Origin of the sequence: Pseudomonas sp. NPDC087804 (assembly GCF_044742965.1) — a bacterium.
Taxonomy (GTDB): domain Bacteria; phylum Pseudomonadota; class Gammaproteobacteria; order Pseudomonadales; family Pseudomonadaceae; genus Aquipseudomonas; species Aquipseudomonas rustica.
Genome location: NZ_JBIUVN010000001.1, coordinates 1,545,235 through 1,561,814, shown reverse-complemented (window position 1 = coordinate 1,561,814; position 16,580 = coordinate 1,545,235). Strand labels below are relative to the sequence as shown.

Below are 16,580 nucleotides of genomic sequence, written 5' to 3'. Positions count from 1 at the left end.
CCGGCACAGGCAACAGGTGTGGTGGCTGACAGATTGCTTTCGCGAGCAGGCTCGCTCCCACAGGGTCTGCGGTTGGCAGTTAGCTTGGCGGGATGCATGCAAATCCCCTGTAGGCCTTCGCCTGCTCGCGATTGGGGCAACTCGGTTTTCGATGGTGGGGCGGATGACGCCATCGCGAGCAGGCTCACTCCTACAAGGATCTGCGGTGGGCAGTGAGGAAGTGGGATGAATGCAAATCCCTTGTGGGAGCGAGCTTGCTCGCGAAGAGGGCGGCACAGGCAACAGGTGGGGTGGCTGGCAGATTGCTTTCGCGAGCAGGCTCGCTCCCACAGGGATCGCGTCGTTTGGCTGGAATGCGTAGGGGAGTGAAAGATGAACAGGATCATCAACATCATCGGTATTTGCACGCTGGCCATGGCCGGGGCGTTGTTGACGCTGAGTGAGATTGCGCTGGCGCAAACCGGCGCGGGGCAGACGCTGAACCGTGATGGCGTGGCGGTGGATTTCGATCTCAAGCCAATGGCCGCCGACGGCAAACTGCGTGAAGGCGAGTTCGCCGATGTGCAGTTCCGCATCCGCGACAGCGCTTCCGGTCAGCCGCTGTCCGGCGTGGCACCCGGCGCCTGGGTCGATCCGCAAACCCTCGCTGCCGATAAGGCCCAGGGCCGCGAGCAGAGCTGCAAAGCCCGGGTCGGCGTGTTCCTCAAATCCAACATCGGCGCGCGGCCGTTGCTCGACCTCAACAGCTATTTCCTGCTGGTGATGAACCGCGACGCGAGCATCGCCGTGGTCGATCCATCGGTATCAGTCGGCGGCATCACCAGCACCCTCGCGCGGATCGAGCTCAAGCAGCCGCCGATGGATTGGGTCACCCCCAAAGACAACAAACGTGTCTACGTTTCCATGCCGACTGCCGGTGAAATCGCCGTCATCGACAGCGAACAATTCAAAGTCATCGACTCGATCAGCGCCGGCAGCCAACCGTTTCGCGTCGCCCTGCAACCGGACGAACGCCTGCTCTGGGTCGGCAACAACGCGAGCAAAACCGAAGACTCCGGCGTCACCGTGATCGACGCCCAAAGCCTCAAATCCCTTAAACATTTACAGACCGGACGCGGCCACCACGAAATCACCTTCAGCAAAGACAGCCGCTTCGCCTTCGTCAGCAACCGCGACGACGGCACCGTCAGCGTGATCGACATCGCCAGCCTGAACATCGTCCAGCAGATCAAAACCGGCTCCCACCCGTTATCCGTCGCCTATTCGGCATTGTCCGGCGCCGTCTACGTCGCCGATGGCAAGGACGGCACCGTCACCGTGATCGACGCCAGCACCCACGCCATCCGCCGGGTGCTGAAACTGCAACAAGGCCTCGGCCCGATGGGCTTCAGCGCCGACGGCCGCTTCGGTGTGGTACTCAATACCGTGGAAAACCGCGCCAGCGTCATCGATGCCGCGACCAACAGCGCCATCCATGATCTGGAGGTCAGCGCCGAACCCTACCAAGTGGTGTTCACCCAGGCCTACGCCTACATCCGCGGACTCGCTTCACCGAAAGTCACCATGATCAACCTATCCTCGCTCGGCGAAGGTCGCCAGCCGATCAGCCAGGGTTTCGAAGCCGGGCCGCAAGCACCGCGCCTGGCCGGTGACTTGCCGCTGGCCTCCAGCCTCGCCGTCTCACGCGACGACAACGCAGTGTTCGTGGTCAACCCGGTCGACAACACCACCTACTTCTACGCCGAAGGCATGAACGCGCCGATGTCCGGTTACCCCAACCGTGGCCAGATCGCCCGCGCCGCGATGGTCATCGACCGCAGCCTGCGCGAAGTTTCGCCGGGCCTGTACAGCGCGCGGGTGAAACTGCCGGCAGCGGGGCGTTTCGACGTGGCGTTCCTGCTCAATCAACCGAACATCATTCACTGCTTTACCGCGCAGATTGATAGCGACGGCAAACAGCCAAAACACCTCGGCCAGCCGAAAGTCGAGTTCCTCCTCGACAAGACTGCCGTGGCGCTCAACGACCCGTATGTCGTGCGCTTCCGCATCGTTCAAGGCAAAGACAAAACCCAGCGCAGCGGCGTTAAAGACGTGCAGCTGCGCTACTACCTCGCGCCCACTTCACACCCGCGTGAAGTCGCGGCACTGGAAGTCGCCGACGGTGTGTACGAAGCGCCGATCAGCCTCGACCGCAGCGGCGCCTGGTACCTGCACGTGCGCGCCGCCTCGCTGGGCGCCGGTTTCGATGACAAAACCTTTGCCAGTGTTCGGGTCACCCCCGACCAGGCCCGTTGAAGAGGAGTTTCGACATGAACCGATTTGCATCCACTGGCCTGCTGACCCTGTGCCTGTTGAGCCTCGGCGTTCAACACGCCAACGCCCACTCGGCAGACGAACACGCCGGGCACAAAGCCCCCGCCAGCAGCACGCAAGAACACACCCAGGTCAAGTTCGCCAACGTGCCGCTGCTCGACCAGACCGGCAAAACCGTGCGTCTGGAACAAGACCTGGTGCAGGGCAAAATTGTCGTCATGAGTTTCATCTACACCAGTTGCACGACGGTGTGCCCGGTGGTCTCGTCGATCATGGGCAAGGTGCAGAAACAGCTCGGCGCGCGGGTCGGCAAGGAAGTGCAACTCGTCTCGATCAGCATCGACCCGCAACGCGACGACCCGAAACGCCTGCAGGATTACGCCCGCACTTTTCAGCGCGGCCCGGGCTGGAGCTGGCTGACCGGCTCGCCACAATCGATCAATGAAACCCTCAAAGGCCTCGGCAGTTTCAGTGGCGACCTCAAGAATCATCAGCCGTTGATCCTCGTCGGCGACGGCAACAATCGCCACTGGATGCGCTACTACGGCTTCACCGATCCAGAGCTGCTGGCCAAGGAAGTCGAGAAGCTCAGCGGCCTGCGCACCCACGCCAAACACACCGCCATCGCCATGGAGCAACAGCCATGAGACTGCTCGACTGGATCTCCCTGACCGTGTGTTTCTGGATTTTCAGCAACGTCGCGTTTGCCCACGAAGGCCATGCCCCCGAAGCACCGACAACGGTTGCAGTCGCGCCGGCCAAAGGCACGCACGACGCAAAAACCTGGTTCACCGACACGCCGTTGCAGGATCAGAACGGCGAGACCCTGCGCTTCTACAGCGACGCCCTGCAAAACCGCATCGTTCTGCTCAACGTGATTTTCACCAGTTGCAACGATGCCTGCCCGCTGATCACCCGCAAGCTCAAGGAGGTTCGCGAGCTGCTCGGCGACAAGGCGCAGGACATCACCTTCATTTCCCTTACCAGTGATCCGCTGCGCGACACGCCGGCGGTGCTCAAGGCTTACACCTTGAAGCAGGGTTCCGATGACCCTCATTGGCTTTTTCTCACCGGCGACAAGGCGCAGATGGATCTGGTGCTGAGTCGCATCGGCCAGATCGTGCCGACGCCCGAGCAGCACTCGACGCAGTTGATCGTCGGCGATGTCGCCAACAAACGCTGGAGCAAAATTCGCCCCGACGCCCCGGCCGCCGCCATTGCCCAGCGCTTGCAGTTGCTGACAATGCCCGTGGCCGGTCGCTGAGCCCGCGCCATGAAACGCTGCCGCGTACTCGCCCTGATCCTGCTCGCTGGCATCAGCCTCGGCGCGAATGCTGCGCCGCTGAGCTCGGAAGAAGCGGCGGGCAAACGCCTGTACCGTCAAGGTCTGTCAGCCAGCGGCGAAGCGATCATGGCGCGGGTCGGCGCGGCGGACGTGTTGCTGCCGGCCACCAGCCTGCCGTGCGCGAACTGTCACGGCGCCGACGGCCTCGGTCGGCCCGAAGGCGGCTTACGTCCGCCGCCGCTGAACTGGGCACGACTGACCAGCACCTACGGCCAGCAGCAGGTCAACGGCCGCAGTTATCCGGCCTATAACGAAAGCACGCTGGCAACGGTGATTCAGCAGGGCCGCGATCCCGGCCACAATCGACTCGACCCGAGCATGCCGCGCTTTCTGCTGTCGATGAAGGATCAGCGCAATCTCACCGCCTATCTCAAGCGCCTGGCCGATGAGCGCGACCCCGGCCTCGACGCCGAGACCTTGCACCTCGGCACGTTATTGCCGAGCCAAGGCCCGTTGGCCGAGGAGGGCATGACCATTGCAGCGGTGCTCAACGGCAGTGTCGCGCGGATCAATCAGGCCGGCGGCATTCACGGTCGGCAACTGCGCCTGACGGTGATCGACCCCGGCCCGGATCGCGCCAGTGCCGAACAGGCCTTGCAGCAACTGATCGAGCAGGAACAGGTGTTTGCGCTGATCGCGCCGATGGTGCCAGCCCTCGACAGCGAACTCGGCCCGCGTCTGGAACAGGCCGGCGTGCCGCTGATCGGCGCGCTGTCGTTGCTCGGCTCGATGCAGGCCAGTCCACAGATTTTCGAGCCGTTGCCCGGTTTGCGCGAGCAACTGATCGCCTTGGCCGACTACGCCACGGCGAGCCTGCGCGTGCTGCAAGGGCCGACGCTGATCGCTTATCCCGCTGACCCGATGCAGACGCAAGCCGCGCAAAACCTCGGTCAATATTTACAGGATCACGGCTGGCAGAACGTCCATCTGCAAGCCTATGACCCGGCGGCGGAAGCGCTGCCGTTGGGTTCGCGCTCGGTGTTTTATCTGGGCAGCGGCGGTGGTTTCAGTCGTCTGGCGACGAGGCTGCAGGGCGCCGGGCAGGTGCCGTACCTGTTCGCGGCATCGAGCCAGGTGGCCGGTGATCTGCTGCAAGTGCCCAGCGGCTTTACCCGTCGCGTGTTTCTCGCCTATCCGTTCGTGCCCAGCGACTGGACGCAGGCCGGACGCATCGGGCTGACACTTTTGCGCGAGGGCCAAGGCCTCGGCGCCCAGCATGCGGTGCTGCAAGTCGGCGCCTACGCCTCGATGCTGCTGCTCAGCGAAGGCATGAAACAGGCCGGCCGCGACGCCAGCCGCGAAAAACTGGTGGCGGCGCTGGAGGGTCTGCATGACTTCGACACCGGCCTGACCCCGCGCCTGAGTTTTGGCCCCGGTCGACGCCTGGGCTTGAGCGGCGCGCACGTGGTCACCGTGGATTTGCCAGATCAGCATTTTTATCTGGTCGCACCCTACAAACCGATTGTTGCCAGCCCCTGAACGGAGGCCCCGATCATGAAGCTCACAAGGCTGTTAATGCTGCTGACCTGCTGGCTCCCGGCGGTCTGGGCCAACAACGAACCGGCGGTGGCGCGGGTCAATGGCGAGGAAATCTCCGGCTATCGCTTCGAGCGCTTTTTTGCCGAATACCTCGAAGATCAGGGCCGCGCGGTGGCGAGCATTCGTAATCCCAAAGCCTATAAACAGCTACGTCAGGCTGCGCTGCAAACGCTGATCGACAAGGAATTGCTCTGGCAGGAATCGCAAAAACGTGGCGTGCAGATTGACGAGCAAGCGGTGCGTCAACAGATCGAGCAGATGCGCAGTGCCATCGGTGGCCCGGATAAATTCCAGCGTCGCTTGCAGGATGCCGGTTTCGACGAGGTTTCCTTTACCGAGTACACCCGCCGCGAATTGGCCGCACAGCAGGTATTCGCCGAGCTGATCCGCGCGAACACCTTGCAACCCCGGCAACTGTTGATCCGCGTGCCAGCGCAAGCCGATGCAGCCACAGTGGCCGCAGCGCGTCTACGCTTGATGCAAATGCGCGCCTCGATCATCAGCGGGGCAGCGCTTGCCAGCCAACCGGTACGTTCACCGTTCGGCTGGCATGTGATTTATTTGCAGAACCACTTGGAGGCCGCCGATGTCCCAGATTTACCGGGGCTGGACACAGTCAGGGCACAGCTCGCCCGACAGCAACAGACCCAGGCTCGTCGCCAAGTGCTCGCGCAATTACGGGTGCAGAACAGGATCGAACGAATTGACGACGACTGAAGGTTCCCCCCCAATAGTGGGGAATGGCTTCGATGCCCATTCAGGTGCTTCCCCGTTTCTGGGGAACGGGGTACCGGGACGAGCGGGCATTGTCATTAATTTCAAGGACATGAAGACATAAAATTACCGGCACTCAGCCTGGCATGAAGTGTGCGTTACCACGTGTAAGGCGCACTCTCAGGACGGGGTCATCGGACCTGCTGTTTCAAGGAGTCGACCTTGGTTAACAAAGTACTGGTTGTCGAAGACGAACAGCTGCTTGCACAAAACCTTCAGGATTATCTGTCGGCGCAGGGGCTGGACGTCCGGATTGCACATGACGGAGCGACGGCTATCGGTTTGGCCGAAACCTTTGCCCCCGACGTGCTGGTGTTCGATTACCGCTTGCCCGATATGGAAGGCTTTGAGGTGCTCGACGCAGTCCGCCAGAACAGGACGTGCCATTTTGTGCTGATAACGGGTCACCCGACCGCTGAAGTCTGTGAGCGGGCGCGGCAACTGGGGGTCAGCCACATCCTGTTCAAACCGTTTCCATTGGCGGAACTGGCCCGAGCGGTCTGCGACCTTCTTGGCATCAAGCGTGAAGCGAAACCCGGTGCGAGCCCTTCCGAGGGCTTTGTCGAACGACGCCAGAGCAGGACCGAGAGCTTCCCGTTGCAGTTGTACGATGGCAGTTGGGTGTTGGCGGATCGGCGACGACAGTTGCACGCCATGGCACCGGACGACGATCAAATGCTCACCGGGGAGTAATGGCGCGATCAGACGTTCCGGCACTTGCCGCCAAGGTTTGCCGCGCCGACAGGGCTCTGAGCCCCGGTTGGAGAGCAAGCCATGGAACGTCTGTCCGTTGTCGTCGAACCACTGCCGGCCGAAAGTGCACCTGCGCATTTTTCCAGTGAACTTTTTTCCAGCGAGCAGTTGTCCCAGGCCCGGGCGCGGGCCGCCACTTCCGGCGAACGCGTCCTTGAGGCGCTCGGCGTGTTGTGCGAACTGGCAGCAATGCCGTTCATTCAAGCCCTCGGCGCCACCCTGCATTACCCGGTGCTCGACACCGACAGCCTGTTTGCCGCGACGCCGGTGTTCGACCGGGTCACCCTCGCGCAATGCCTGAAACGTGAATTCATCCTGCTGCGCCACAACGACGAAGTCATCGGCGTGTTTGCCGATCCCTTCGACCCGGCACGGCTGGCCTGGATTGATGATTGCCTGCACGGAGCGCCGTTGTATCTGGTGCACGCCGATGACCTCAAAGCCTATCTGGCCCGCCACGAAGAAAGCTTCCACGCCGTCGAATCGCTCAACGCACAAGGCGACACTCACCACGAAATCGATACCCTGCAAAGCCTGTCGCTGACCAGCATCAGCGAAGACGCCAGCAGCGTGGTGAAACTGGTCAACTCGACCCTCTACGACGCGCTGAAAATGCACGCCAGCGATATCCACCTCGGCACCACCGGCAACGGTCTGGTGATCAAGTACCGCATCGACGGCGTGCTCAACAACATCAGCAAAGTCCAGGGCGCCGAGTTCTCCGAGCAGGTGATTTCGCGGGTCAAGGTCATGGCCGAACTGGACATCGGCGAGAAACGCGTGCCGCAGGACGGTCGCTTCAAGATCGGCATCAGTGGCCGCCAGATCGACTTTCGTGTGTCGATCATGCCGAGCATCTTCGGCGAAGACGCGGTGCTGCGTGTGCTCGACAAACAGGATCTGGCCGACAAGGTCTGCGGCGTGCAATTGCAGGCGCTGGGCTTTGAAGACGAAACCCTGCGCCAGTTGCGCCGCCTCGCCGCCGAACCCTACGGCATGGTGCTGGTCACCGGCCCGACCGGCAGCGGCAAGACCACCACGCTGTACGCGATGATCACCGAGATCAACCATGGCGTGGACAAGATCATCACCATCGAAGACCCGGTCGAATATCAACTGCCAGGGGTGCTGCAAATCCCGGTCAACGAGAAAAAAGGCCTGACCTTCGCCCGGGGTTTGCGCTCGATCCTGCGCCACGACCCGGACAAAATCATGGTCGGCGAGATCCGCGACCCGGACACCGCGCAGATCGCCGTGCAATCGGCGCTCACCGGCCACCTGGTGTTCACCACCATCCACGCCAACAACGTCTTCGACGTGATTGGCCGCTTCACCCAAATGGAAATCGACCCGTACAGCCTGGTCTCGGCGCTCAACGCGATTCTCGCCCAGCGCCTGATCCGGCTGGTGTGCGCCAGTTGCAGCGCGCCGGTCAATCCGAGCGATGAAGAGCTGCGCGCCTCCGGCCTCGATCCGCAGAAAGTCGACCATTACCACTTCGTTCACGGCAAGGGCTGCGGGCATTGCCGGGGCAGTGGTTATCGCGGGCGCACGGCGATTGCCGAGTTGCTGCACCTCGACGACGAGCTGCGCCAGATGATCGTCGAGCGCCAACCGATCAAACAAATCAAAGCCCTGGCCTGCGCCCGTGGTTTGCGCCTGCTGCGTGAATCGGCGCTGGAGCTGGTGGAACAAGGTCGCACCACGCTGGAGGAGATCAACCGTGTCACATTTATCTCGTGAGCGTTTTGTCGCCGTGCTCGGCGCCAGCGGTGTTGGCTTGGGGCAGCGGCGTGGCAGCGACACCCTGTGGCTGGGCAGCGTCGGTTACATCGACGAAGGCTTCCAGAGCTACGCGGTGGCGCTGGACACCCTTGATCGCCTGCTCGGTGAACACGCTGGTGCCGGTGCCGAACTGAGCGTGGTCATTTCCGGGCACTTCAGCCGTTTCTGCCTGGTGCCGTGGAGCGCGCAGATCAGCAGCCCGGAAGAACTGCGTGGCTTTGCTCAACTGTGTTTCGAAGACCTGTTCGGTGCACCAACCCAGCCGTGGAGTCTGGTGCTGTCCGCCGAACCGGCCGGGTACGACCGCATCGCCAGCGCCTTGCCGCAGGACTTGCTGGAACGTTTGCGCACGCTGGTCAGCGCTCGTGGGTTGCGTCTGCGTTCGGTGCAGCCGTACCTGATGGCGGCGTTCAACCGTTTCGACAAAAGCCTCGATGCCGGCGACTTCCTCTTCGTCGTCGCCGAGCCGCAACGCAGTGTGTTGTTGCTGGCGAGGGAAGGGCGCTGGGCCGGCGTGCGTTCGGTCGGCGGCAGCGACAGCGATGCCGCGTTGAATGCCCTGATCGGTCGCGAACGGCAACTGCAGGCCTCGACCAGCGAGCGCGCCTTCAACGTTTATCTGCATGCACCGGCGCGCCTCGATGCGCATCCGGACGTGGCGGGTGTGCAGTTGCGCACCCTTGAAGACGACTCGATGACCGTGCGTGACGGCTTGTACGTCATGTCCCGGGCGGTGGCCTGAGATGCGCGCCCTTAACCTCGACTTTCAGCCGCGTCCTCGTTCCGGCCCTTTGGGATGGAGTTTGCTCGGCGGCGGAGTGCTGCTGGCGCTGCTGTGCTTCGGCGTGCAACAGCACCTCGACGCACACACCGAACAGCAACAAGGCCACCTGCAAACCACTCAGCGCCAGCTCACCGGCGACAACGGCGCCAAGTCCACCCTGAGCCCGGCGGAAACCCGCGAGCAAGCGCAGAACCTCGCCGAAATGCGCAAGGTCTCGCAGCAACTGCGCCGCCCATGGGAACGCCTGTTCGCCATGCTCGAAGCGATGCCACGCGATGACGTTGCACTGCTGAGCCTGACCCCGGATGCGCGCAAAGGCCAGGTGCGGATCAGCGCCGAGGCGCGCGATCTGCAAGCGATGCTCGATTTCCACAAACGTCTGGAAGCCAGCGACGAGCTGTCCGACGTCTCGCTGCTCAGCCACGAAATCGTCGTCAAATCGCCGGAACAACCGGTGCAATTCAACCTGTCGGCGACTTGGGAGATGGGCGATGCGAATCCCTAGACTGATCGTCCACGAATACCTGCAAGGCCTCGGCATTCCGGGCCTCGCCGGACTGGCGCTGCTGCTGGTCGCCGTGGCCTGGGCACTCGTTGGTTTGCTGCCGGGTTGGCAATCCTTGCAGCACTTGAGCCAGCAAACTCAGGAAGCCAGCGAATATCTGGCCAAGGTTGAAGACGGCAGCATCGCGCCGCCGGTGGTGCCGCAGCGTCAGCTCGACGACTTCCGTAACAAACTCCCGGCGCAGCCGCAAGCCACCGTCGCCATCGACCGCATCTACGCCCTCGCAGCGCAAGAACACATCACCCTGGCGCGCGGCGAATACGCGCTCGGCGTCGACCCGAAAACCCATCTGGCGCGCTATCAGATCCTTCTTCCCGTGCGCGGCAGCTACCCGCAACTGCGCCGCTTTGTGCACGCCTTGCTCGGCCAGTTGCCGGCGGTGGTGGTGGAAGACCTCGAGTTGCAACGCAAAAAGATTGGCGACACCGACCTCAATGGCCGGATCCGTATGACCCTTTTCCTGTCGAGGTCGTGATGAATACCAAGCGCGTGACAGGGTGGGTAGCGTTCTTCGGTGTGGCCGCTGCGCTGGCGTGGTTGCCGGAATATTTTTCGCCGAGCGAAGACGCCGATTCGAAACAAGTGGCCGTCGCCACACAGGGGAAAACCCGTGGTGCGCTGCCGACCAGCATCGCCAAGGCCAAAGAGGCGCCGATCAAGGACTTGAGCCCGGCCGGTGATCTGTTCGCCGCCAAGAGCTGGAAGGCCGCGCCGACCTTGGCCACGGTCACCGAAATTGCCGTCAATCCCGCAACAGTGGTGCAAGCCCCGAGCCTGCCACCGGTGCCGTTTCAGTTCGTCGGCAGGCTGCACGACCGCAGCGACCTGCAAGTGTTTTTGCAGAACGGCGAAAAAATCTACGTCGTGCGCAACGGGGATGTGATCGACGACACCTGGAAGATCACCGGCATTTCCGATGTGGAATTGCGTCTGGTCTACCTGCCTTTGCATTTGTCGCAGACCCTGTCTGTGGGGAGTACGCAATGAACCGTTCCCGTTTGCTGATGAGCCTGGGCCTGTGCGCCGGGCTGGCCGCGTGCAGTTCTGCGCAGGTGGCCAACAAGGAAGCCGCCGACCTGATTGAACAGGGTCAGTACGAGGCGGGGCTGGCCCGCATCGAGGAAGGTTTGCGTGAAAATCCTCGCGACACCGAATTGCACTTACTGCTCAACAGCGGCCGAGCCAAGGCGATCACCGCGCTGCTGACCTCCGGCGACACCGATCGCTCGCGCCGCGACTTCGCCTCGGCACGTATCGCTTACGCACGAGTGCTGACCATCGAGCCGAATAACCGCCGCGCTCAGGATGCCCTGAAGCAGATGGATTACCTGCGCAGCATGGACGAGAAACTCGAGCTGGCCCGTGGCGACCTGCGTCGCGGCGACATCTACGGCGCCGATCGTCAGGTCAAACAGATCCTCGAACTCGACCCGAACAACGACGGCGCGCTGGAGCTGCAAGGCAACATTCGTCTGGTGCAGAGCCGCAACGTGATTGCCTATCCGCAACTGCGCACCAAGCTCGATCGCCCGGTGACCCTGGAATTTCGCGACGCCAACCTCAAGACCATTTTCGAAGTGCTGTCGCAGGTTGCCGGGCTGAATTTCATCTTCGACAAAGACCTGCGCCCAGACATGAAAGCCACAATCTTCGTGCGTGACGTGCGCATCGAAGACGCGGTGACTTTGCTGCTGCAACAGAACCAGTTGCACCAAAAAGTGGTGAACGAAAACACCTTGCTGATCTACCCGGATTCGCCGCAGAAAGTGAAGGATTACCAGGAACTGGTGATGCGCACTTTCTACCTGACCAGCATCGACGCCAACACCGCGCTGAACATGGTGAAAACCATGCTCAAGACCCGCGACGTGTTCGTTGACGAACGCCTCAATACCCTGACCATGCGCGACACCGAAGACGCCGTGCGCATGGCCGAGAAACTCCTGCAATCGCAAGACCAGTCCAACCCGGAAGTGGTGCTCGAAGTGGAGGTGATGGAAGTCGCCACCCAGCGCATTCTCGACCTTGGCCTGCAATGGCCGAGCACTTTCGGCGTGGTCAACTCCGATGGTTCGCCGGTGACGCTGTTGGGCCAACTCAAGGGCATCAACTCTGACCGCATCTCCATCGGCCCGTCGCCGCAAGCCAAGATCAACGCGCAGGACAACGACATCAACACCCTCGCCAGCCCGGTGATTCGTGTCAGTAACCGCGAACAGGCGCGCATTCACATCGGTCAGCGTGTGCCGATCATCAGCGCCACCTCGGTGCCGTCGACGCAGGGGCCGGTGATCACTGAAAGCGTGACCTACCTGGATGTCGGTCTGAAGCTCGAAGTGACGCCCACCGTGCATTTGAACAACGAAGTGGCGATCAAGATCGCGCTGGAAGTGAGTAACGCCACGCCGCTGGAACCGACCCGTCAGGGCACGATCCCGGTGCAGGTCGATACCCGTAACGCGCAGACCTCGCTACGTCTGCACGACGGCGAAACGCAGATCCTCGCCGGGCTGGTGCGCAACGATCACGGCGCCACCGGCAACAAGATTCCCGGCCTCGGCGACATCCCCGGGCTGGGCCGCTTGTTCGGCAGCAACAAGGACACCATCGGCAAATCCGAACTGGTGCTGTCGATCACTCCACGGATCGTGCGCAACCTGCCGTATCAGAGCCCGTCGGACATGGAGTTCTCCACCGGCACCGAAACCAGCATGCACATCCAGGCACCGGATCGTTCGCAGAGCTACGTGATGCCGTCGCCTGCCGCGCAGCCGCGTGCCGTCGGTGAATCGGCCGTGGCCACCACCCGCGTCACCGTCGAGAAGCCTTGATCATGAACGCCTCCCAGCGCGGTTTCACCCTGATCGAAGTCGTGGTGACGCTGGCCCTGATCGGCCTGTTGGCGAGCATGGCCGCGCCACTGACCGAGACCCTGGTGCGGCGTGGCAAGGAGCAGGAATTGCGCAATGCGCTGTACCAGATTCGCGATGGTATCGACGCCTACAAACGCGCGTTCGATGCCGGTTACATCGAGAAGTCGCTGAACAGCAGCGGCTACCCGCCGAACCTGAAAGTGCTGGTCGAAGGCGTGCGCGATGTGCGCAGCGCGAAGGGCGCCAAGTTCTACTTTTTACGCCGCATCCCGCGCGATCCGCTGGTGCCGGCCAAACGTGATGATGAAGGGGGTTGGGGCCTGCGCGCCTACAACAGTTCGGCTCAAAACCCGCGCGATGGCGAGGACGTGTTCGACGTCTACTCCCACGCCCGGGGCAAGGGCCTCAACGGCATCGCCTACCGCGAGTGGTGAACCTCATGCGCCGGGAAAAAGGTTTTACCTTGCTGGAGCTGATGGTGGTGATGGCGATCATCGCCACGCTGATGACCATCGCGCTGCCGCGCTACTTCAACAGCCTCGAAGCGTCGAAGGAAACCACCTTGCGCCAGAGCCTGTCGGCGATGCGCGAGGCGCTGGATCACTTCTACGGCGACACCGGCCGTTATCCGGATTCCATCGAGCAACTGATCGAACAACGTTACCTGCGTAACGCGCCACTCGATCCGATCACCGAACGCAAAGACCAGTGGGTGTTGATCGCGCCACCGGACGGTGTCGCGGGCGGCGTGGCCGATATCAAAAGCGGTGCTACCGGGAGGGCGCGTGATGGCAGCCAGTATTCCGAGTGGTAATCGTGCGCAGCAGGGTGGCTTCACCTACCTAGGCGTGCTGTTCCTGATTGTGGTGATGGGCATGGGTTTGGCCAGTGCCGGCGAGTTGTGGTCGACCGCTTCGCGCCGCGACCGTGAACGTCAGTTGCTCTGGGTCGGCACCCAATACGCGCAGGCGCTGCGCAGCTACTACCGCAGTTCGCCGGGGCTGGCGCAGTACCCGAAAGAGCTTGAAGACCTGCTCGACGATCAGCGTTTTCCTGAGGCCAAGCATCACTTGCGTCAGCTCTATCCCGATCCGATCGGTCAGGGTGAATGGGCGCTGCAACGCGGTTTTGACGGACGCATCACCGGCCTCAATAGCCCGTCGACCGAGCTGCCGTTGAAGCAGGCGGACTTCCCGACGCAGTGGTCGGATTTCGACGGCATGCAGCGTTATTCGGACTGGCAGTTCGTCGCCGAAAAAGCCTTTCTTGACGGCACTAATGGCCCGGCGAAAGGGCAATCGAATTTGCCGCAGGCGTTGCAGCCATGACTCGTCATTGGTGGTGCGCGCTGATCTTTACCGCTGTGGCGTGCTGCGCCAGCGCCGGTGAAGAAGACGAAATGATGGGCTTCATCGTCGACGACACGATCTCGCACATCGGCCACGACTTTTATTACTCGTTCAGTGAACGCCTGCGCGACACCAGCCCGATGGATTTCAACCTGGTGGTGCGCGAGCGGCCTGACGCGCGCTGGGGCAGCCTGGTGACCGTGGAATATCAGCAACGCCTGGTTTATCGGCGCTTCCTGCCGCCGAACACCGTGGAACTGAAGGACGAGGCCTACGCGGCCGCCGACTGGGTTCGACGCCAGGTTGTCCAGCGCAAGCTGGAGGCTCTGTTGCAGGACACCACCGACCTTGAGAAGGACGAACTATGAACAGCAAAACGTTCTCACGGCGCAGCGGATTGTGGATCTCGGGGTTGTTGATCGGGCTCGCCAGCGCTGCCGCTGTCCAGGCCACTGAACTGGTCTACACGCCGGTCAACCCGTCGTTCGGCGGCAACCCGCTCAACGGCACCTGGTTGCTCAACAACGCACAGGCGCAAAACGATCACGACGACCCGGACATCAAGAGCCGCTCGGCGGTGGCCGGCACCTCGGCGCTGGAGCGCTTCACCAGTCAATTGCAATCGCGGCTGCTAGGGCAGTTGCTGGACAACATCTCCACCGGCAACACGGGGAGCCTGTCCACCGACTCTTTTATCGTCAACGTCATCGACGACTCCGGGGCACTGAGCATTGAAGTGACCGATCGAGCGACCGGTGAGGTTTCGGAAATTCAGGTGAACGGCCTCAACCCGTGACGGGCTGACGGTTCCGGGGAGAACGGACATGAAAAAGATCATCGCGTTAGGGCTGCTGTTGGCGACATTACAAGGGTGCAGTCTGCGTGAGCCGATGTCGGCCGAGCAGGACACCGAAACTCCAACCCTGACCCCCAGGGCCTCGACTTATTACGACTTGCTGAAGATGCCGCGGCCCAAGGGGCGGTTGATGGCGGTGGTGTACGGGTTCCGTGATCAGACCGGGCAGTACAAGCCGACGCCGGCGAGTTCGTTTTCCACCAGTGTGACTCAGGGTGCGGCGTCGATGTTGATGGACGCGATGCAGGCCAGTGGCTGGTTTGTGGTGCTGGAGCGGGAAGGGCTGCAGAACCTGTTGACCGAACGCAAGATCATTCGCGCGTCGCAGAAGAAGCCGAATACGCCGGTGAATATTCAGGGTGAGCTGCCGCCGTTGCAGGCGGCGAACATGATGCTTGAGGGCGGGATCATCGCGTATGACACGAATGTGCGTAGCGGTGGGGAAGGGGCGCGGTATTTGGGGATTGATATTTCTCGGGAATATCGGGTGGATCAGGTGACTGTGAACTTGCGTGCGGTGGATGTGCGTAGCGGGCAGGTGTTGTCGAATGTGATGACCAGCAAGACGATTTATTCGGTGGCGCGCAGTGCGGGGATTTTCAAGTTTATCGAGTTCAAGAAGTTGCTTGAGGCTGAGGTTGGCTACACCACGAATGAGCCGGCGCAGTTGTGTGTGTTGTCGGCGATTGAGGCGGCGGTGGGGCATATGGTGGCGCAGGGGATTGAGCGGCGGTTGTGGCAGGTGGCGGGGGACGCTTCTGTGCCTGGGCAGGATGATGTGTTGAATCGGTATTTGAGCCAGAACAAGGTGGATCCGGAGGCGGAGTGAACGTGGCGGCCTTCGGGCCGACCAGGTTCTTTTGGCCGAAACCGGTTTAAACCTGTAGGAGTGAGCCTGCTCGCGAAGGCTTTTTGTCAGGCGCTGGGGTTCTTTCTGACTGAGTACATATCCATTCCTGCGGCAACGGCCACCTAGGGTTTCGCCCTGACGGCGACTCACTTTTTTTACAAACGCCTAAAAAAAGTAAGCAAAAAAACGCTTGCTCCTACGTACGGCCCGCTCGCTAAAGCTCGGGGTTCCTTCGCTCCGTGATCGATCCGGGCGCAGCGCCTACGGTTTGCTTCGCTGCACCTCCTCTCGCTGTGTTTGGCTGCGCCAAACGGTCGCTGCGCTCCCACCCCCGGATCAATCCCTCCACTCAGCCTTCCGACGTCGCCTTACAGATCAAAAGCTGCAGCCGAGCTAACGCTCATCCTGTGTAGGAGCTGCCGAAGGCTGCGATCTTTTGATCTTGCTTTTGTAGGCGCTGAGCTTGCTCGCGAAGGCGGCCTGACAGCCGCCCAATCTCTTGCTGACAGCACGTGATTCAATTGTAGGAGTGAGCCTGCTCGCGATAGCTATCTCTCAGACACAGTAGCTATTGCGGATGTACCCAACTTCTTGTGGGAGCTGGCTTGCCAGCGATGGCGATCTATGAGCCGACCAATTCCCGCCGGTTGCACACATTCACTGTAGGAGCTGCCGAAGGCTGCGATTTGTTGATCTTGCTTTTGTAGGCGCTGAGCTTGCTCGCGAAGGCTTTTTGTCAGGCAATGAGTTCTTTCTGACTGAGTACATATCCATTCCTACGGTAACGGCCACTT

18 protein-coding genes are annotated in these 16,580 nt (G+C 61.7%); all 18 read left to right on the top strand.

Going from position 1 to position 16,580, the window contains the following annotated elements:
• Window positions 1-372 precede the first annotated feature (372 nt).
• The 18 genes from ACIOMO_RS06880 to ACIOMO_RS06795 all read left to right on the top strand — a co-directional run bounded on the left by ACIOMO_RS06880 (window position 373) and on the right by ACIOMO_RS06795 (window position 15,765).
• Window positions 373-2,295 (top strand): YncE family protein, encoded by a 1,923-nt coding sequence (locus ACIOMO_RS06880; RefSeq protein WP_401239281.1) that lies wholly within the window; start codon window positions 373-375, stop codon window positions 2,293-2,295.
• A 14-nt stretch (window positions 2,296-2,309) separates the two neighbouring features.
• A complete protein-coding gene (locus ACIOMO_RS06875; protein ID WP_053119065.1) occupies window positions 2,310-2,960 on the top strand; it encodes an SCO family protein in 651 nt (216 codons plus the stop codon).
• On the top strand, window positions 2,957-3,577 hold the full coding sequence (locus ACIOMO_RS06870; RefSeq protein WP_053119067.1) for an SCO family protein: 621 nt from the start codon (window positions 2,957-2,959) through the stop codon (window positions 3,575-3,577). Before ACIOMO_RS06875 ends, ACIOMO_RS06870 begins: the two co-directional genes overlap by 4 nt.
• Before the next feature lie 9 nt (window positions 3,578-3,586).
• Complete coding sequence (locus ACIOMO_RS06865) at window positions 3,587-5,137, top strand: ABC transporter substrate-binding protein (RefSeq protein ID WP_400646318.1); 1,551 nt, start codon at window positions 3,587-3,589, stop codon at window positions 5,135-5,137.
• Window positions 5,138-5,152: 15 nt separating this feature from the next.
• Window positions 5,153-5,914 carry a SurA N-terminal domain-containing protein gene (locus ACIOMO_RS06860; protein WP_401239276.1) on the top strand — a complete coding sequence of 254 codons (762 nt, stop codon included), beginning with the start codon at window positions 5,153-5,155 and terminating at the stop codon, window positions 5,912-5,914.
• 219 nt (window positions 5,915-6,133) lie between these two features.
• The gene (locus ACIOMO_RS06855) at window positions 6,134-6,664 is read left to right on the top strand and encodes a response regulator (RefSeq protein ID WP_008086646.1); all 531 of its coding nucleotides are present in this window, start codon (window positions 6,134-6,136) and stop codon (window positions 6,662-6,664) included.
• Between the two features lie 81 nt (window positions 6,665-6,745).
• Window positions 6,746-8,467, top strand: a complete 1,722-nt coding sequence (locus ACIOMO_RS06850; RefSeq protein ID WP_401239273.1) for a GspE/PulE family protein — start codon at window positions 6,746-6,748, stop codon at window positions 8,465-8,467.
• Window positions 8,448-9,251 carry a hypothetical protein gene (locus ACIOMO_RS06845; protein WP_401239270.1) on the top strand — a complete coding sequence of 268 codons (804 nt, stop codon included), beginning with the start codon at window positions 8,448-8,450 and terminating at the stop codon, window positions 9,249-9,251. Before ACIOMO_RS06850 ends, ACIOMO_RS06845 begins: the two co-directional genes overlap by 20 nt.
• A gap of 1 nt (window position 9,252) precedes the next feature.
• Window positions 9,253-9,798, top strand: coding sequence for a PilN domain-containing protein (locus ACIOMO_RS06840; RefSeq protein WP_008086652.1), 546 nt, complete (start codon window positions 9,253-9,255; stop codon window positions 9,796-9,798).
• Window positions 9,785-10,333: a GspMb/PilO family protein gene (locus ACIOMO_RS06835; RefSeq protein ID WP_401239266.1), complete on the top strand. Its 549-nt coding sequence runs from the start codon at window positions 9,785-9,787 to the stop codon at window positions 10,331-10,333. The genes ACIOMO_RS06840 and ACIOMO_RS06835 overlap by 14 nt, the downstream gene beginning before the upstream one ends.
• On the top strand, window positions 10,333-10,845 hold the full coding sequence (locus ACIOMO_RS06830) for a hypothetical protein (RefSeq protein WP_401239263.1): 513 nt from the start codon (window positions 10,333-10,335) through the stop codon (window positions 10,843-10,845). Before ACIOMO_RS06835 ends, ACIOMO_RS06830 begins: the two co-directional genes overlap by 1 nt.
• Window positions 10,842-12,689 (top strand): secretin N-terminal domain-containing protein, encoded by a 1,848-nt coding sequence (locus ACIOMO_RS06825; RefSeq protein ID WP_008086656.1) that lies wholly within the window; start codon window positions 10,842-10,844, stop codon window positions 12,687-12,689. Before ACIOMO_RS06830 ends, ACIOMO_RS06825 begins: the two co-directional genes overlap by 4 nt.
• 2 nt (window positions 12,690-12,691) lie before the next feature.
• Complete coding sequence (locus ACIOMO_RS06820; protein WP_401239260.1) at window positions 12,692-13,165, top strand: type II secretion system protein; 474 nt, start codon at window positions 12,692-12,694, stop codon at window positions 13,163-13,165.
• A gap of 5 nt (window positions 13,166-13,170) precedes the next feature.
• A complete protein-coding gene (locus tag ACIOMO_RS06815) occupies window positions 13,171-13,545 on the top strand; it encodes a type II secretion system protein (RefSeq protein WP_007919395.1) in 375 nt (124 codons plus the stop codon).
• A complete protein-coding gene (locus ACIOMO_RS06810; protein ID WP_053119087.1) occupies window positions 13,520-14,059 on the top strand; it encodes a type II secretion system protein in 540 nt (179 codons plus the stop codon). The genes ACIOMO_RS06815 and ACIOMO_RS06810 overlap by 26 nt, the downstream gene beginning before the upstream one ends.
• A complete protein-coding gene (csgE, locus tag ACIOMO_RS06805; protein ID WP_401239257.1) occupies window positions 14,056-14,448 on the top strand; it encodes a curli production assembly/transport protein CsgE in 393 nt (130 codons plus the stop codon). Before ACIOMO_RS06810 ends, csgE begins: the two co-directional genes overlap by 4 nt.
• Complete coding sequence (locus ACIOMO_RS06800) at window positions 14,445-14,876, top strand: curli assembly protein CsgF (RefSeq protein WP_282357072.1); 432 nt, start codon at window positions 14,445-14,447, stop codon at window positions 14,874-14,876. Before csgE ends, ACIOMO_RS06800 begins: the two co-directional genes overlap by 4 nt.
• A gap of 28 nt (window positions 14,877-14,904) precedes the next feature.
• The gene (locus ACIOMO_RS06795) at window positions 14,905-15,765 is read left to right on the top strand and encodes a CsgG/HfaB family protein (RefSeq protein WP_053119091.1); all 861 of its coding nucleotides are present in this window, start codon (window positions 14,905-14,907) and stop codon (window positions 15,763-15,765) included.
• Window positions 15,766-16,580: the final 815 nt, after the last annotated feature.

Excerpts from the sequence above, each read along its gene's own strand:
- ACIOMO_RS06840 (WP_008086652.1), top strand. The coding sequence starts at position 9,253 with ATGCGCGCCCTTAACCTCGACTTTCAGCCGCGTCCTCGTTCCGGCCCT.
- ACIOMO_RS06880 (WP_401239281.1), top strand. The coding sequence starts at position 373 with ATGAACAGGATCATCAACATCATCGGTATTTGCACGCTGGCCATGGCC.
- csgE (WP_401239257.1), top strand. The coding sequence starts at position 14,056 with ATGACTCGTCATTGGTGGTGCGCGCTGATCTTTACCGCTGTGGCGTGC.
- ACIOMO_RS06800 (WP_282357072.1), top strand. The coding sequence starts at position 14,445 with ATGAACAGCAAAACGTTCTCACGGCGCAGCGGATTGTGGATCTCGGGG.
- ACIOMO_RS06870 (WP_053119067.1), top strand. The coding sequence starts at position 2,957 with ATGAGACTGCTCGACTGGATCTCCCTGACCGTGTGTTTCTGGATTTTC.
- ACIOMO_RS06860 (WP_401239276.1), top strand. The coding sequence starts at position 5,153 with ATGAAGCTCACAAGGCTGTTAATGCTGCTGACCTGCTGGCTCCCGGCG.
- ACIOMO_RS06875 (WP_053119065.1), top strand. The coding sequence starts at position 2,310 with ATGAACCGATTTGCATCCACTGGCCTGCTGACCCTGTGCCTGTTGAGC.
- ACIOMO_RS06815 (WP_007919395.1), top strand. The coding sequence starts at position 13,171 with ATGCGCCGGGAAAAAGGTTTTACCTTGCTGGAGCTGATGGTGGTGATG.
- ACIOMO_RS06865 (WP_400646318.1), top strand. The coding sequence starts at position 3,587 with ATGAAACGCTGCCGCGTACTCGCCCTGATCCTGCTCGCTGGCATCAGC.
- ACIOMO_RS06810 (WP_053119087.1), top strand. The coding sequence starts at position 13,520 with ATGGCAGCCAGTATTCCGAGTGGTAATCGTGCGCAGCAGGGTGGCTTC.
- ACIOMO_RS06850 (WP_401239273.1), top strand. The coding sequence starts at position 6,746 with ATGGAACGTCTGTCCGTTGTCGTCGAACCACTGCCGGCCGAAAGTGCA.
- ACIOMO_RS06795 (WP_053119091.1), top strand. The coding sequence starts at position 14,905 with ATGAAAAAGATCATCGCGTTAGGGCTGCTGTTGGCGACATTACAAGGG.
- ACIOMO_RS06825 (WP_008086656.1), top strand. The coding sequence starts at position 10,842 with ATGAACCGTTCCCGTTTGCTGATGAGCCTGGGCCTGTGCGCCGGGCTG.
- ACIOMO_RS06830 (WP_401239263.1), top strand. The coding sequence starts at position 10,333 with ATGAATACCAAGCGCGTGACAGGGTGGGTAGCGTTCTTCGGTGTGGCC.
- ACIOMO_RS06835 (WP_401239266.1), top strand. The coding sequence starts at position 9,785 with ATGCGAATCCCTAGACTGATCGTCCACGAATACCTGCAAGGCCTCGGC.
- ACIOMO_RS06820 (WP_401239260.1), top strand. The coding sequence starts at position 12,692 with ATGAACGCCTCCCAGCGCGGTTTCACCCTGATCGAAGTCGTGGTGACG.